Source organism: Glutamicibacter sp. JL.03c, from assembly GCF_025854375.1.
In the GTDB taxonomy this organism is placed as follows: domain Bacteria; phylum Actinomycetota; class Actinomycetes; order Actinomycetales; family Micrococcaceae; genus Glutamicibacter.
Window position 1 is genome coordinate 433,313 of the sequence record NZ_CP107575.1, and the last position, 15,604, is coordinate 448,916.

The window sequence follows — 15,604 nt, forward strand, 5'->3', positions numbered from 1 at the left end:
AAGCTAGTTGCTCTTCGGCTTTCCGGTGCTACCGGAAACGATATCCAGTACCTGTGCACGGTCCTCGCTGGCGTTGTGCAGGTGCAGCAGCAGCGCCTTGGAAGCCTTGGTGCTATCGGCAACGGTGACCGGAATCTTGTTGCCCTTCAGGTCGGTGAACAGCGAACCTTCTGCACCAAAATCAACCTGCGGGGTCACCGCGTTGAACTTGATCCAGTCGGTCTGATCCACGGGAACCATCGAACCGGCATCGTCGGTGTTGTACCAGGAGTAGCCGAGGACACGGTAGGAGATCTCGTCCGAGTCATCGCTCAGGCCCAGGGCCGAGAGCGATACGGGCAGGATCGCCGTATTGGTGTCATAGCTGTTGGTATCAACATCACCCAGCACGCCGTTCACTGGCTGCAGGTCAACCTGTTCGCCGGTGTTCAGATCGAAGGTCGCGGCCAGATCCAGGTCGACCTCATCCATGGCGGCGGTGAAGGTGACGAAGTCAGCCTTGCCATCGTTATTGGTGTCGATCTCGACATCCAGCTCGGTGCCACCGGCAAGGTGAGCCCAGTTATCCCAGGTCGAGATGCCGATGTTCAGCTGGCCATCGGCCACGCCGGTGCGCGGTGCGGTGCTCGAAGCGCCAACATACTGCAGGTCCATGGAACCTGCTGCCGGGACCGAATCCAGCGAAGCATCGCGGTCGCTGGAGGCACCGAGTTCAAAGGCGCCGAGCAGCGAAGTCACTTCGGTGGCGCCCTCTCCGGCGGTGATGTCCTTGCCCTTCAGATCCAGGGTCGTGGTGTTCGACCCCTTCTTCAGCTTCTTGACCGAACCGGACATGTCGGCGGTCAGCTTCGGAGCGGCCTGAACCGGGATGCGCAGGGTGGGTGCGTCGCTGCTGGTCAGCTCAACGCGACCGGTAGCATCGGCAAGCCAGGCACGGGACAGGCCGGACTGGGTGGTGGCCATCGTTGGATCGATGGTCTTGGCCCACTTCTGTGGATCAACAGCCAGGGTCACGGTCAGCTGGGCAGTCTTGCCGGCTTGAACAGTGACGCTGTTGCGGTCCAAGGTGTAGGTCGCGCCGGGGATCTGGGTGGAAGCAACGTAGTCGGCCTTGTAGGTCTGGGCCTTGTCGCTGGTATTTTCCACGGTGATCTTGCGCTGGGCGGTGTACGGCTTCTTGGCATCGAGTTCGATGACGCCGAAGACCACGCTGGTCAGATCCGGTGCTTCGGAGTCATAAGCGAAAGCTGGGGTCTGCAGTGCTGCATCGGCCATCACCCGGCCTGCACCTACGCGGTTTGGACCGTAGGCTTCGCCATTGGCTGCCTTGATGTCGGTGGCCGCGGTGTTCATGATGACGCTCTTGGCCTCATACGGGGTGTAGTCGCTGCCTTCAAGTACCAGGGCCGCGATGCCTGCCACCAGTGGGGTGGCCATTGAGGTGCCGGACATGACAGCGGTACCGGTACCGGTGCCGACGCCTACCGAGCCGATCTGCGTACCCGGTGCGGCAACGTCAGGCTTGACCACGCCGTTGGTGCCATGAACGCCTCGCGAAGACGAGGAGTTCAGGGTGTCTCCGGCGCCGGATTCGCTGGACGAACCGCCAACAAAATCAGGGGACAGGGTCACCTTCAGCGTGCCAGCCTCTGCAGCTGGGCGCAGTCGCTGCGACTCATCCAAGGTGAACTGGGCACCTGGGATGGTGGCGTTGCCCGCAATACCGGCGTCGAACAGGTTTGCTTCGGAATCCAGGAGCACACCGGTGGCACCGGCGGCTTCAGCGTTGTTGAAACGAGCGCCGGATCCACAAGGGAATTCGCCGTTCTCGCTCCATTTCAGCCAAACCCACTTGCCTTCCAGAGAACCTGCTTCGAATGCGTCGCAACCATATTCATTGCCGGCTGGGGCCATGACAACTTCACCGGAGAGCTTTGCCGGGTCGGCATTGGTGTAGTTGAAGTTTGCGGAGTACTGGCCCGACGCCGTGCCCGCGACATCGCTCGGCTCGTCTACCTGGATCTTGTCCAGGGTGACGTGGGAGCCTACCGAGTTGGCAACGGTCAACGACGAGCGGGAGTTGCCCGGTGAGCCGCCGACGTCGGTGACATCGCCGGCGTTGCCCGAAGCGACGACCGAGAGGATGCCGGCCTTGGTCAGCGCGTCCACGATGTCGTTTTCAGGGTCTTCGGTCGGTGAGTGATCCGAACCCAAGGACATGTTGACCACCTGGGCGCGGTCGGAGAAGTCGCCGTCGCCGTTGGGGTCCAGGACGTAATCCAGTGCCTGGCCCACCACGGAGGAGGACCCTTCGCAACCGAAGACGCGGATGCCGATCAGCTGCGCGCCCGGTGCCGAGCCTGGGCCGACCTTCATTTCGGACAGGGCCTTGGCATCCAGGTCGGCGTAGTTGTCGGTGAAGGTGGATCCGTCGGCATTCACGCCGTAGCCAGCGGTGGTGCCTGCGACGTGGGAGCCGTGGCCGGCTGCCTCGCAGTCCAGCGGGTTGGGGTCCGGGTGCGGGATCGGCTGGTAGCTTTCGTCTGCATCATTGGCGTTGTAGTCATCGCCAACCAGGTCCCAGCCGCCGATGAACTTGTTGCCATCACGCAGACCGGAGTCGGTGGAAGGCAGTTCTTCAGAAGCCTGGGCCTCCTTGTAGGCTTCCAGGGTTCCGGGGCCGCCGAAACTTGCGTGGGTGTAGTCAACGCCGGTGTCCAGGACCGCGACCTTGATGCCTTCGCCGGTCTTGTCCAGCGACTTCCATGATTCCAGAGCGCCGGTGTCAACCACGGAACTGCGGTTGGATGGCTTCTTAGGAACGATGGAGCTGATTTTTGCTACGTCGCTGCGTTGTGCAAGTTTGCGAAGATCGTCGGCTTCGCCGGTCAGCGCCACGCCCTGCAGTGCATTGTGCGTGGTGTAGATGATCGTCGAGTTGGACTCGGCGGCGAGCTGCTTGCCCTTGGCCTTGACGTCCTTGCCCATCTTCTTGACCTTGGCGGCATCTTTTTTCTTGCCGGACTTCTTGATGGTCTCGAACGCGCCGTCTCCTTCAAGCTGTACGAACACCGAGACCTTGCCGGAGGCCTTGGCTAGTGGTCCTGAAACTTTGAGATCTGACAGCGCCTGGGAGCTGCTGATCGGCAGCGAGAAAGCCTGTTCGCCTTCTGCTGGTTGGGGAATGCCTGCTGCACTTGCCGGGCCTGAAAGGGTGACTGCCATTGCGAGTGCAGTGGCGGACCCCAAAATCAGGCGCGGCACTCGTTGCGTGCGCCGAGTGACCATGGTTCTCCTAGCTGGGCTGGGTAGCGGTACTGCTCCCGTCACGGGCGGGCGAAAATGGCAAAGCGGTGCGAGCTTTGATGATCGTCCGAGGCTTTAGTCCGCTGGTACGAAAGCCTATAGCTAGGAATCCTAAGTGACGCACAGCATATATCAAGGGGTTGTTGAATAATATTCTGTAAACGGCATTCGGCTTGAATAAGGTCTTTCACAATAAAATCCGCTCACCACCGCGAGAAACCCGCCCAGTGCTAGCGGTTGAGCACGCAGATTTTTTAGAAAAAAATCGACGTTTTATTACTCGGCAGTTGGCTAGCGCTGGACGGGTCTGGTGTTAACGGGCGCGGAATGCTCCGCGGCTCTTCTACAGTCGGTTCAAGAAGCTGTGCACGCGCTCATCGAGCAGCTCGATGCGCTCGGCGACGACAACCATCGGATCCGGGTAGATCGGATTCTTCGGAGGCGGGATGCGCACATTGCGTGAGCACTCGAAGTTCAGGCAGATCAATGTGCCCAGGGTGTCACCATCTCGGCCGGCTTGTCCGGCCCGGCGCGTGGTCCACATGCCCACTGCAACTGGAATGTTGACGTCTCGGCACATCTCGCACATGGTGGCGTTGTTCGGCTTGCGCCCGCCATCGGTGGGGCGCAGCAGGATGCCTCGGGTGCGTCCTGTTTCATCGGTGTGGAACAGGTAGCCGCGCTGCTGCATCTTGGGGTCCCGCCATCCCAGGTACTCAAGGGAGTCCCAGTCGAGGGTGCTGAAGTCTTCCGGCAGGGTCAGCTTCTTGGCCTCTTGCCGGCTGGCGTTGATGAAGGAAGAGCGGATGGTTTTTTCGGTAATGGGCTGCATGATAATCCTCAAGGAATTCGCGCGCGCTCAAGAGGGCGCACGGAAGCACTAGTCAAAAAAGGAAAGATGAGGTCTGCAACGAAGTGGAAGAAACGGGTAGCGGAAGAATTCCTGAAGGCGACGGCCTGAGGAGGAAGTTACTTGCTGGCCCCGTTCGACACGCAGACGAACGGGTTGAGCGTCAAAGTGGCTTGCATAGCCGGCCGCCCTTTCCCGTGGCTGATCCACGCGTCGATGATTGATGCACTGCAACTACCGTAGCAAGAGTCATTGGAGGATGCCAATGGGCAGGCCCACGCTTAACCATGATGCCGGTCGCATCTGCTAGGGATACGACCGGCATCAAGATTCGTCCAACGGGACGCGTTGTCTAGCGGCGTCCGCCCTGCCAGAGCGCATCAAACGGAGTGTTGCCCGATACGCGGTTGCGGATGCCCTCGGTGACAAACGCCTTCGCGGTGCGTGCGGCTTCAAGAGCGGTTGCGCCCTTGGCCAGTTCCGCGGTGACCGCGGCGGCCAATGAGCAGCCGGCGCCGGAAACTGCAACTTCGCCGATCTTCTTCTCGCGCAGCACTTCCAAGGTGGTGCCATCGTAGAACACGTCAACAGCGTCTTCGCCAGCGATGCGGACGCCGCCCTTGGCGAGAACTGCAGCGCCGGAGATTTCGTGGATCTTCTTGGCGGCCTCGATCAGATCATCTTCGGTGCTGATCTTCACTCCGGATAGCTGCTCGGCTTCGAAGTGGTTTGGCGTCACGAAAGTGGCCAATGGCAGCAGCTCTGCCTTCAGCGCTTCATCGGTATCAAGAGCGTGGCCTGGTTCCTGGCCCTTGCAGATCAGCACCGGATCCAGCAGGACGTTCTCCCACTTCTGGGATTTCAGAGCGGTGGCCACGGTGTTGATGGTTGCAGGGGACCCCATCATGCCCAGCTTGACGGTGCCCAGCTTGTCTTCGTAGCAGGTCTGGATAGCTTCGAGCTGATCGGCGATGACCTGCTGGTCCACTGGGACAAAACGGTGGTTCCAGGAATCCTTCGGGTCAAAAGAGACAATGCAGGTCAGCGCTACGATGCCGTAGGTTCCCAGTTCCTGGAAAGTCTTCAAATCTGCCTGGGCGCCTGCGCCACCGGTGGCTTCGGAGCCGGCGATGGTCAAAGTGATGGCTGGATCAACAGTGTTTGTATTAGTCATAGTCTCAATTAGAAGTAGTGCGGATTGGGAACGAATTAATTGTGCTGCCAAAAAGTCAGTTCGGTCGCCTTGGACCAGCCGACCTCTAGCTGCGCAGCGTGTTCTTCTGTGGCAACCAACAGCAGCCAAGGAAGGCCATGGCTGAAAGCGGAGCCGGCGAAGTTGGCCAGCACGGCACGGCGAGCTGCATCCGGGTCATCGGGGGAGAACAGGTCTGGATCGCTGAGCAATCCGTACGTCGAGCCGAAATGCATGCGGCCACGGGCTACCGGACGGTCGAAATCCGTGACCTCGACGACGTCGTAGTTATCCATTGGCGCTTCAAAAAGCCCCGAGGTGTCGGCCAGTTTGACCACCTGCTCAACGTCCTCGGGCTTTCCGGCGAGCAGGTGCATGGTGGCGCTGTGCTGCCAACCCCGGTTCTGCAAGCCTGCCCGGGTGCTCTCATCGGAAGGGCCCAAGAAGATCAGCCGTTGGGCATCTTCAGGTGCGTTCCATGAAGCACTGGGCCAGTAGCGCAGGATTTCTACGTCGTCCCCGTCCTGGTTTACCGAACGAACTTCCTGCTGATTCGGGAAGGATGCAATACGGTCGCGAAGTAATGCGTAGTCGCTGGTCCAGCTTGGCAACGTCCGCGCGGTTGAGCTCATGGTGTTGCGTTCTCCTTTTGGTTCGATGGGGATTACCTATCGGCAACACTGACTTTACGCCTAAAATCCGGGCAATACTCAACTGTGTTGCCACGTTGCAGGGGGCGCGCCTCGGCGCCTGGGAACTAGGAAGCCTTGGGCCTTCTGAGGACGGAACGAACCGGAGGATTCATCCCGGTTTCATCTTCCTCTTGCGGATCCATGAGGGCCAGGATGTCTTCGAAAAGCGAACGCACCACCGGCAGGCGACATAGCACAGCGAACTTTGCCACCACCGGCGCCATGTTCTTCATGAGAGTGCGGGAGCGGCGTTGGCGCGCGGACTGGTCATAGGCCCAGGCGGAGAAAACATGCCGCGACACGAGCAGGAGGAATTTCGGCAGATCGCGGCGGATTCCCAGCGGGGGCAGTGGGCGGGCGCCGGCAACCGCTTGCTCCCACAGCGAGAGCTCGATCCTCGAGACTTCCTCATTCGCGTGTTCGTTGGAAAGCAGGACTTTCAAGAAGACCGGGCCGAACTCGTGATAGGGCGCCAATACGCGGACCCCGGCATCGAGTACCGCGCGGATATTGGATTCCAAGGTATTGCCCTCGTCGAACGCGCCTTGGCAGTACTCGTACTGCTCAGCGCGGAGGTTCAACAACAGCTGGGCGACGATGTCTTCCTTTGATTGGAAGTAGTAGTACGCATGCGATAGGGATACCCCGGCGTTGGCGGCGATAACCCGCATGCTCGAGGCCCGGTAGCCGTCCTCGGCAAAACAGTCCAAGGCGGTCGCCAGGAGCTTGGCTTGCGTCTGGCGGCCCTTTTCAGTGCGTGGTTGGATGCTCATCGGCCCTTCAAGAGAAATGCGGTGACGTTCAGTCTAGCATTTTTTGAACGCGTTCAAAAAATGAAATTATTCATGCGGATGCGCGGGATGGTGGTCACGGTCAGATTTGATTCCTCGAATTACTGTTTCGAAGAGTTTCTAGTGAGATGCTCATTGTCGAGATTGTCGATTCTCAGAACTTGGTTGCTCGCTAAAGCAATTCGGGATTGGCAGAGCTCACCATGGGATACTTGCTAGGTAAGTGCTAATACAGCGGAACAGCACGCAGGCAAAACTCTCCCTTTTCTTCTTGGCGGGGGAGCATGCCTCCGAGGCATAGTTCTGGCGAACCACTTTGACAAGGACAACTAGCATGGGCGAAATCAACGACGCCAATAATCTGACCAAGACCAAAAAAGCGGTTTTCGCTTCGGCCGGTTCACCCTACTTCTCCACGGTGCTCACCCTGATGGGCGCGATCGTGATCCTCTCGAATATCGGTGCCTCCAAAGGCGTCAGTTTCGGGCCGATCATCACCGATGGCGGATTCTTCCTCTTCCCGATGGCCTACATCCTCGGCGATGTCATTTCGGAGGTGTACGGACTGAAAGCCGCGCGACGCTCGATCATCCTCACCTTCGCCCTGGCCTTCTTCGCGGTGATCTCCTTCTGGATCATGATCCACCTGCCATCCGCGGAATTCTACGACGGGCAAGAAGCGCTGGAACGGACCTTGGGGCCAATCTGGCAAATCGTTCTCGCTTCTGCTTGCGGATTCCTCGTAGGGCAATTCGCCAACTCCTGGGTGCTGGTCAAGCTCAAGGAACGAACCGGCGAACGAGGGCTGGTTGGACGCCTCATCGGCTCCAGCGGCGTCGGGGAATTCCTGGACACCCTGATCTTCTGCGCCATTGCGGCACCGGTCATCGGAATCAGCGATGTGCCGAACTTCATCAATTACGTCGTCGTCGGCTTCGTCTACAAGACGGCGGTGGAAATCATTCTGGTGCCAGTGACCTCGCTGGTGATCCGGTGGTTCAAGAAACGCGAACCAGGGTACATCCAAGCCGCAATCGCCAGCTAACACATCGGTGGGCATCATCCGCAAGGACGATGCCCACAGCTGTACCCGGCGGCTAACGTAGTCAGTATGCAGACAGGTCAGAGCTCTGGATACCAGTTGGAAGCCAGGGAACTGACCATAGGATATCCGCAGCGGACCATCCTCGGCCCACTGAATCTGCAGCTGTCCGCAGGAAATGGCACCGGAATTATCGGGGTTAACGGCAGCGGAAAGTCCACGCTCATCCGCACCATCCTCGGCCACCTGCCACCGGTGGGCGGCGAAGTCGAATTCCTGGGGCTGCCAGTGGATGAAGATTCGATAACCTTCCGAAGACAAGTAGCCGTCCAAATCACCGACGGAACCTTCTTCGAGGAACTCACCGTCGCTGAGCATCTCGAGTTGGTGGCTCGCGGCCATGGGCTTGCCGCGTGGGAGCAGAAGGTAGATGAGGAACTGGACTTTTTCGAATTGCATGCTGTCACAGACCTGCTGCCCGGCGAACTGTCCTCAGGCCAGCGGCGCAAGGTGCTGCTGGCCGCAACCCTGATCAGGCCCGCGCAACTGGTGCTGCTGGATGAACCCGAACAGCGCTTGGATCTTCGAATCAGGCAGAAACTTTATGATCGGCTGGCCCTTTTGCGGCAGTCCGGAACTACGCTGCTGGTTGTTACCCATGATCCGCAACTGCTCCGCGAGAGCCTGGATAGCGCATTGCTCCTTAACGAAGACCAGGGCGTAATCCTCGACGCCGAAGCTGGAGCGCAGTGGCTTGAGCGATAGCGGTATTTCGGCCCAAACGTCTGATTTTGATCCGCAGCAGCTCATCCTCCGCGCCAAGCGCCGACGGAACTTTTCGGAACGCTTTGACAGCTTCTCGGACGCCTACGTATGGGTGCTGGCCGCGATTGTGGCCCTGGCCTACCTGTTCAGCGCGATCTTCGGACTGATCTTCGCGCTGCTCGGACAGGGTCTAGCCCACCGGCAGATGCCAACTGCGGTATGGAGCCTCCAAGAGCTATCGCCTGTGCTGCTGGCGCTGGGAGCCATCTACTTGTTGAGGCTGCTCATAAACTTAGGGCCGGTAGCGGTCAACGCAGCCAAAGCCGACTGGTGGTTGCCGCTGCCGCTTAGCTCATCAGCCCTTCGTGGCAGCGCCCTGCGCAACTCGCTTCTGATCGGGATATTCGCAAGCGCCTTCATCGGTGTGCTTTGGCTGATCGTGCTGTATGGGCTAGCCGGTGCCTTCGACCCGCTCTTGGCAGGTTGCGCGTTAGTGTGTTTCGCCCTTGCCGGCATCGTCTTGGCCAGTGCGGGAGTAGTGATTCAAAGTTTTGGGCTGCAGCGTCGTGCGCAACGCTGGATCGGGCGAGGCATTGCGGCCATTGTTGCAGTGCTCGTGGTCGTCTGGGCTTTGCTGACCGCCAAGAACCAATGGGCGCACAGCGCGCTGGAAACCATGGCTGGTTCCGTGCTGGAATTGCCCGCCTGGATCTGCGCTGCTGCGATACTGCTGGCACTGGGTGTTGTGAGCGTCTGGTGGGCAGTACAGCGCACCCGGCGTATTGGCTCTAGGTCCCTGCGGTCATCTGGCGAATCCCAGCAGCGGGTCCTAGGTGCCTTGATGCAGGCGGACGGGCGGGCTGGCACCGCTCCGTCGACTGCCGCCATAGGCCGACGGCGACGCTGGGGCCGCCGGGTCACCGCGAATCTGCCAGTCGCGTGGCGGATCTTGGTGCTGCGTTGGATTCGCGGAGGATATTGGGAGGATGCTGGTGGCTACCTGCTGCTGGTGATGGCCTTGGCAGCCACCGTCGAACAAGTCGCGAACCCGCTGAGCGCGGTGGTCTTCTATTTGGGCCTCGGCGTGCTGCTGACCATCAATGTCTCGGGAGTCATTGCACCGCTGCTGACACAACGGCAGCTGACACAACATCTGGGACGGCCAGCTGCGAAATTGAAGCGCAGCGCAGCACTATTCGCCGTGATCTACAGCGCCGTGGCGTTGGGCCTATTGACCGGGGGACTAGGACTGCTGGGCGTTGCGAGCCTCGGCGGCTTCTGGTGGTGGTGCGCCGCAGTCGTCGTCGGGTCCCTCGGCGTTGCGGCTGCCAGCCTCGGACATGCCCAGCGGAAAGAACGCGACTGGGAGAGCCTGCTGGGCGCAGCCACCAGCGATACGACAGTAGCCCTTGTCCTTTTCGGCGAACTCGCCACATTGGTTCGCGCGGTGGCGAGCCTGGTCCCATTGTTCGCTTTGGCGCTGAGCCCGCAAACGGGTATCGCTTGGCCGCTGTGGATGATCTCCTTGCTATTCGCCCTTCCTGCTCTACGATTGCTAGTCGAAGAGTTTCCGAGAAGCATGCGCAGATAGGACGAGATGATGAGCGTGGAAATTGCCGTTCAAGCACCCGGGGATCTCGATACCGAGCGGCTGTATGCCTTGCTGAAACTGCGCACCCACATTTTCATTGTTGAGCAGCGTTCTTGCTACCCGGACCTTGACGGCTTGGATCTTGCCGAAGGCACGGTGCACCTGAGCACGTGGGAGGATGGCGAAATCCTGTGCACGGTACGCATTCTCGATGTTCATGGGGAAGAACCGCATATCGGACGCGTGGCCACCAAGGTCGAAGCCCGCGGCCGCGGGCTCGCCGGGCAGCTGATGGAACGCGCGGTGGCCTTGTGCCGTCCGGACGCCCAGATCCATCTCGGCGCGCAAACCCAGCTCGAAAGCTGGTACGGGAAGTTCGGGTTCGAACGGTGTGGCGAAGACTTCGACGATGACGGGATCATGCATCTGCCCATGATCAGAAAAGCCGTCGAAGCTTCGGCCTGATCACGAAGATAAGGCATCATTTCCCGCCCAGCAGTTCACGCAGCGGAAAATGATGCCTCTTGCAGTTCGCTTGGCCGCTTACTTCGAGGCCGGCTGGCCCTGCGGATCTGGCTTCCCGGCGTAGTAGTTGGCCAGGACCTGATCCTTGAGCTCGAAGAAGGTGCCGTTTTCCAGCGCCTGGCGAGCGGACTCAACCAGGCCCACGGTGAAGTGCTCGTTGTGGATGGAAATCAGCGTGTGGCTGAGCAGTTCCTTGCCCTTGTACAAATGGTGAATGTACGCGCGGGTGAAGTTCTGGCAGGTGTAGCACTCGCAACCGTCCACCAGCGCAGTGAAGTCGCGCTTGTAGCGGGCCCCGGACAAGTTGAATCGGCCCCACGGGGTGTAGAACGCGGAATTGCGGGCCACGCGGGTAGGGGAGACGCAGTCAAAGGTGTCGGCACCGTTTTCAATGGCGGTGAAGATGTCATCCGGCTCGGAAATCCCCAGCAGGTGGCGGGGCTTGTTTTCCGGGAGCTCTTCGGCGCACCAGCCAACGATGGTTCCCAGGTTTTCCTTCTCCAAGGCGCCGCCGATACCGAAGCCGTCAAAGGCCATGGCTCCGAGATCCTGGCAGGCCTTGCGTCGAAGGTCCTCGTATTGCGCTCCCTGGATGACACCGAACAGTGCCTGGTAATCCTTGCCCTCGCGAGTGTCGGTGAGCGAGAAGTGCTCGGCGATGCAACGCTCGGCCCAACGACGGGTGCGTTCCAGGGACTCGACCTGGTAGCCGCGCGAATTCTGCAACGTGGTCAGCTCATCAAAGGCGAACATGATGTCGGCGCCGATCTGATGCTGGACTCCCATGGAGATCTCCGGGGAGAAGCGGTGCTTGGTGCCATCAAGATGGGACTTGAACCAGACGCCATCCTCATCGACATTGGCCAAGCGTTCTTTGCCTGGTGCCACCGCGTCATCCGGACCTGACTGGTCGACGGACTTCATATCGATGACTTTCTTGAAGCCAGAGCCCAGGGACATCACCTGGAATCCGCCGGAGTCGGTGAAGGTCGGGCCGTGCCAGCCCATGAACTTGCCCAGGCCGCCGGCCTCATCGAGGATGTCGGCACCTGGCTGCAGGTACAAGTGGTAGGCGTTGGCCAGCACTGCCTGGGCTCCAAGTTCTTCAACCTGGGCCGGGGTCACCGCCTTGACCGTCGCCTTGGTGCCCACAGCGATGAAAGCGGGAGTCTTGATTTCGCCGTGCGGCGTACGGATGACTCCGGTACGGCCCAACATCGGCGAGCCATCGGGTGCAGTGAGCCGGGTTCCGACTTCAAAGCCGAATTCTTCCTGGTGGGCATGCGGGGCACTGGGGTCAAAGTTCTTTTCGGGCACGTACCAAGTCTGCCGTATTAACCCGCCGGTGAGGAAAACGACAATGCCAATCCGCCCATAAACCTAGCCCCTCACAAGGCCATGAGCGAATAATGGGAGGTACTTGTTGTGTCCAACGCGACGGAAGGAAATTGTGGGCCTGGAGAAACTGAAGGAATCAACAAAAGCGCTGATGACGCTCGGGCCGGCCCGCAATGACCATTGGATCGGGCTGCGCACCGGTATCGGCGTCTTCGCACCGCTGATCACCCTTTTCGCCATTGACCGCCTGGACCTCGTGGTTTTCGCCGTCTTCGGCGCCTTCACCGGGGTCTACGGCCGAGTCGACGGCTACTGGAACCGGCTGCGCATGCAGGTCCGCTCTGGTCTCTTGTTCTTTGTTGTCATCGCCCTGGCGCTGTCGGCATCGTACTGGTGGGTTGATCATGGCAACCCTGAAGTGATGCAGTGGCAGATTGTCGGCGCAACCACCCTGGTCGCAGGCATCTGCTCGGTGCTGGTCGGCTTCATGCGGCTGCGTCCGGGCGGATCCTTGTTCCACATCTTCGCTTTTGCTGCCATTGCCTCCATCCCGCACCCGGCAGCCATGGGCGAAGCCCTGCTGGTCGCGGCATTGACCATCCTGCTGGCCGTGGTGATCGGCTCGGCTGGAGCCTTGGGCCAGTGGGCCAACCTCTGGGAACGCACCCCATTGCCGCCGCTGTCCGATAACGTGCGCAAGGCGATCTGCTGGGAGGGCCTGTTCTACATTCTCTCCGCCGGGGTGGCCGGAATCCTGGCCAATACCGTGGGCAGCCAATTATCGGCCGGCCACAACTATTGGGCCATGGTTGCCGCGGTCGTGCCGCTGGTCGGCCACACCACCAGATTGCGCATCCGCCGCGGCGTGCACCGCGTGCTCGGGACCTTGGTGGGCATGATCTTGATGGCGCTGCTGATCTGGCTCAACCCACAGGTGTGGGTCCTGATGGCCTTCATCGCCGTCTGCCAGTTCATGACAGAGATGTTCGTGATGCGCAATTACTTCTTTGCGCAGATTTTCGTTACGCCCATGGCCTTGGTGGGAGTGTCCTTGGTGACCGGGCTCAGTGGGGCGGTCATCTACGACCGTGTGGTTGAAACCCTGATTGGCTGTGCCGTGGGTATGCTTGGCGTGCTCTTGGGAAGTTGGTTCGGCATGGTCCTCAAACGCAAGCAGGGCCTCGATCCCAAGAGCTGAAGCTGAAGTTAGATATTGACTCCGACGTGGGCTAATGCCTGACGGAGAATATTTTCACGGCCACCGGCGAATTCGCCTTGGATATCTGAGCTCAAGGCCTCGGCAGGCGAGAGCCAGGTCAGTTCCAGCGCATCTTGGCGCGGGGTGGACTCTCCGCGGACCGGAACGATGTAGCACATGGAGACAGCGTGCTGGCGGTCGTCGGTCAGTCCTGTTTCGCTCGGGGCTGGGAAGTATTCGGCCACGGTGAAAGGCACCGGGGACGCTGGCAGCTGCGGCAGCACCATGGTGCCCAGGTCTTTTTCGATGTGCCGGATCAAGGCGGCGCGAATGGTTTCGCGGTACATGACGCGACCGGAGACGAAGGTCCGCAGCATGCGGCCGTCGTCGTCACCGGTGAGCAAGAGGCCCACTTCGTTCACATAGCCCAGCGGGTCAAGGCGAACCGGGATGGCCTCGACGTAGAGCATCGGCAGGCGCTGACGCGCCTCGTAGAGGTCTTCTTCAGAGAGCCATCCGGGATAGGGATCAGGCGTGCGCACGTTCATGGTTCTATCTTCGTACACAAACCCCGTTCTAGCCATGAAGCTGTATCTGTGTTGCGGAACTCACCAACTGGGTCTCGGCGCACCCTAGTGCCGGTGGAGTTCACCGGATAAAATTGATTGAGCTATCCCAATCTCTTGTCTGCGCGCTCGTTGCAGGCTTTGGACAGCGCATCCCTTTTCGATTACTCGTGGAAGCAGAATCCTGCCGTGACGAACGCTCCAGAACGACTGAGCAAAAAGAACTTCACCACGATTGCGGTGCTGATCGTATCCAGCTTCGTGGTTATCTTGAACGAGACCATCATGAACGTGGCCTTGCCCGTTCTGATGCACGAATTTAACGTCACCCCAGATGCCATCCAATGGCTATCGACCATCTTCATGCTCACCATGGCAGTAGTGATTCCGATGACCGGATTCCTGCTGCAGCGGTTGAGCGTGCGCAATGTCTTCGTGCTGGCCATCGGCCTGTTCACGCTGGGCACCATTCTGGCCGCCGCGGCCCCGGGACTAACAGTTCTGCTGGTAGCCCGCGTCATCCAGGCCTGCGGTACCGCCATCATGATGCCATTGCTGATGACCACCATCTTGCACCTGGTTCCGGCCGAACGCCGCGGCGTGCTGATGGGCAACGTCTCGATCGTGATCTCGGTGGCTCCTGCCATCGGCCCGACCCTTTCGGGACTGATTTTGCAGTACCTGTCCTGGCGCTTCATGTTCATCGTGATCATCCCGATCGCGATCGCCGCTTTGATCATCGGCACCCCGCGTCTGTCCAACGAGGTTGACGGCGCGTCCACTCCGCTGTCGGTGACCTCGGTGGTCCTGGCCATCCCGGCCTTTGGCGGATTGGTCTTCGGCCTGAGCCGGCTGTCCGTAGGCGTTACCCCAACCAATATCGCCATCCTCGTGGTGGCACTGCTGTGCCTGGCCGCCTTCGTCTTCCTGCAGCTGCGTTTGCAGAAGGAAGACAAGGCCCTGCTGGACCTGCGTCCGCTGAGCTTCAAGGACTTCACGCTCTCGCTGCTGCTGATGATGTTCGCGATGATCTCCCTGTTCGGCGTGATCATCCTGTTGCCGATGTTCTTCACCAACGTGCTGGGCATCGAAACCCTGACCACCGGCTTGATCATGCTTCCCGGCGGCCTGCTCATGGGTATTCTGGCTCCGATGGTCGGCAAGCTGTACGACCGCTTGGGCGCTCGCCCATTGATCGTCCCCGGCGCTATCATCCTGCTGGCCTCGTTGCTGGGCTACGCGCTGATCCTGGACGAAAGTACCCCGATCTGGTTGCTGGTGGTACTGCACCTGGTGATGAGCCTGGGCTTGGCGCTGATTTTCACCCCGGCGTTCACCACCGCGCTGAACCCGCTGCCGCACCACTTGCACTCGCACGGTTCGGCATTGCTCTCCACCTTGCAGCAGCTGGCCGGTGCCATGGGCACCGCGCTGCTGGTGGGCGTGGTCGCGGCGACCACGACGGCAAAGCTGGCTGCAGGCAGCGACCAGCTGACCGCCACCGTTGAAGGATTCCAGCCTGGCTTCCTGATTGGTGCCGGCTGCAGCGTTGGCATTATCATCATCGGGTTCCTGCTGGGCGGCAAGAAGGATCTGGTGAGCCTCGACGCTGAGCCTGCCTCGGCTGAAAAGCACTAACCGATCCCTGATTCAAAGATTGCCGGATGTTCTTGATGAGCATCCGGCAATTTTTGACTCTTGCCCCTGTCGACTTCTGTTGCGGTGGGTGACTCGGCAGTAGGCTGGCT

At 60.1% G+C, this 15,604-nt stretch carries 13 protein-coding genes; 6 read left to right on the forward strand and 7 right to left on the reverse strand.

The annotated features are described in order from the left end of the window. Positions 1-3: 3 nt before the first annotated feature. The 5 genes from OF385_RS02010 to OF385_RS02030 all read right to left on the reverse strand — a co-directional run bounded on the left by OF385_RS02010 (position 4) and on the right by OF385_RS02030 (position 6,813). Positions 4-3,288, reverse strand: coding sequence for a S8 family peptidase (locus OF385_RS02010; RefSeq protein WP_264276749.1), 3,285 nt, complete (start codon positions 3,286-3,288; stop codon positions 4-6). Positions 3,289-3,649: 361 nt separating this feature from the next. Then, on the reverse strand, positions 3,650-4,138 hold the full coding sequence (locus tag OF385_RS02015; RefSeq protein ID WP_264276750.1) for an FBP domain-containing protein: 489 nt from the start codon (positions 4,136-4,138) through the stop codon (positions 3,650-3,652). 370 nt (positions 4,139-4,508) lie between these two features. After that, positions 4,509-5,330, reverse strand: coding sequence for a bifunctional hydroxymethylpyrimidine kinase/phosphomethylpyrimidine kinase (gene thiD / locus OF385_RS02020; protein WP_264276751.1), 822 nt, complete (start codon positions 5,328-5,330; stop codon positions 4,509-4,511). 35 nt (positions 5,331-5,365) lie between these two features. Continuing rightward, on the reverse strand, positions 5,366-5,980 hold the full coding sequence (locus tag OF385_RS02025; RefSeq protein ID WP_264276752.1) for a hypothetical protein: 615 nt from the start codon (positions 5,978-5,980) through the stop codon (positions 5,366-5,368). A gap of 125 nt (positions 5,981-6,105) precedes the next feature. Continuing rightward, positions 6,106-6,813, reverse strand: coding sequence for a TetR/AcrR family transcriptional regulator (locus OF385_RS02030; RefSeq protein WP_264276753.1), 708 nt, complete (start codon positions 6,811-6,813; stop codon positions 6,106-6,108). Between the two features lie 352 nt (positions 6,814-7,165). On the opposite strand from OF385_RS02030, the gene OF385_RS02035 reads away from it, so the two are divergent. The 4 genes from OF385_RS02035 to OF385_RS02050 all read left to right on the forward strand — a co-directional run bounded on the left by OF385_RS02035 (position 7,166) and on the right by OF385_RS02050 (position 10,694). Beyond that, the gene (locus tag OF385_RS02035) at positions 7,166-7,876 is read left to right on the forward strand and encodes a queuosine precursor transporter (protein WP_264276754.1); all 711 of its coding nucleotides are present in this window, start codon (positions 7,166-7,168) and stop codon (positions 7,874-7,876) included. A gap of 66 nt (positions 7,877-7,942) precedes the next feature. Then, positions 7,943-8,638, forward strand: coding sequence for an ABC transporter ATP-binding protein (locus OF385_RS02040; protein ID WP_264276755.1), 696 nt, complete (start codon positions 7,943-7,945; stop codon positions 8,636-8,638). Further along, positions 8,628-10,229, forward strand: a complete 1,602-nt coding sequence (locus OF385_RS02045) for a DUF6297 family protein (RefSeq protein WP_264276756.1) — start codon at positions 8,628-8,630, stop codon at positions 10,227-10,229. Before OF385_RS02040 ends, OF385_RS02045 begins: the two co-directional genes overlap by 11 nt. A 9-nt stretch (positions 10,230-10,238) precedes the next feature. Beyond that, positions 10,239-10,694 (forward strand): GNAT family N-acetyltransferase, encoded by a 456-nt coding sequence (locus OF385_RS02050; protein WP_264276757.1) that lies wholly within the window; start codon positions 10,239-10,241, stop codon positions 10,692-10,694. Positions 10,695-10,772: 78 nt separating this feature from the next. Here OF385_RS02050 and tgt read toward each other — a convergent pair whose 3' ends face one another. Then, positions 10,773-12,071, reverse strand: coding sequence for a tRNA guanosine(34) transglycosylase Tgt (gene tgt, locus OF385_RS02055; protein WP_264276758.1), 1,299 nt, complete (start codon positions 12,069-12,071; stop codon positions 10,773-10,775). Positions 12,072-12,204: 133 nt separating this feature from the next. Between tgt and OF385_RS02060 the strand changes: the two genes are divergently transcribed. Then, positions 12,205-13,290 (forward strand): FUSC family protein, encoded by a 1,086-nt coding sequence (locus OF385_RS02060; RefSeq protein ID WP_264276759.1) that lies wholly within the window; start codon positions 12,205-12,207, stop codon positions 13,288-13,290. A gap of 8 nt (positions 13,291-13,298) precedes the next feature. Here OF385_RS02060 and OF385_RS02065 read toward each other — a convergent pair whose 3' ends face one another. Continuing rightward, on the reverse strand, positions 13,299-13,838 hold the full coding sequence (locus OF385_RS02065; protein WP_058256218.1) for an NUDIX hydrolase family protein: 540 nt from the start codon (positions 13,836-13,838) through the stop codon (positions 13,299-13,301). Between the two features lie 207 nt (positions 13,839-14,045). On the opposite strand from OF385_RS02065, the gene OF385_RS02070 reads away from it, so the two are divergent. After that, positions 14,046-15,494, forward strand: a complete 1,449-nt coding sequence (locus OF385_RS02070) for an MDR family MFS transporter (RefSeq protein WP_264276760.1) — start codon at positions 14,046-14,048, stop codon at positions 15,492-15,494. Positions 15,495-15,604: the final 110 nt, after the last annotated feature.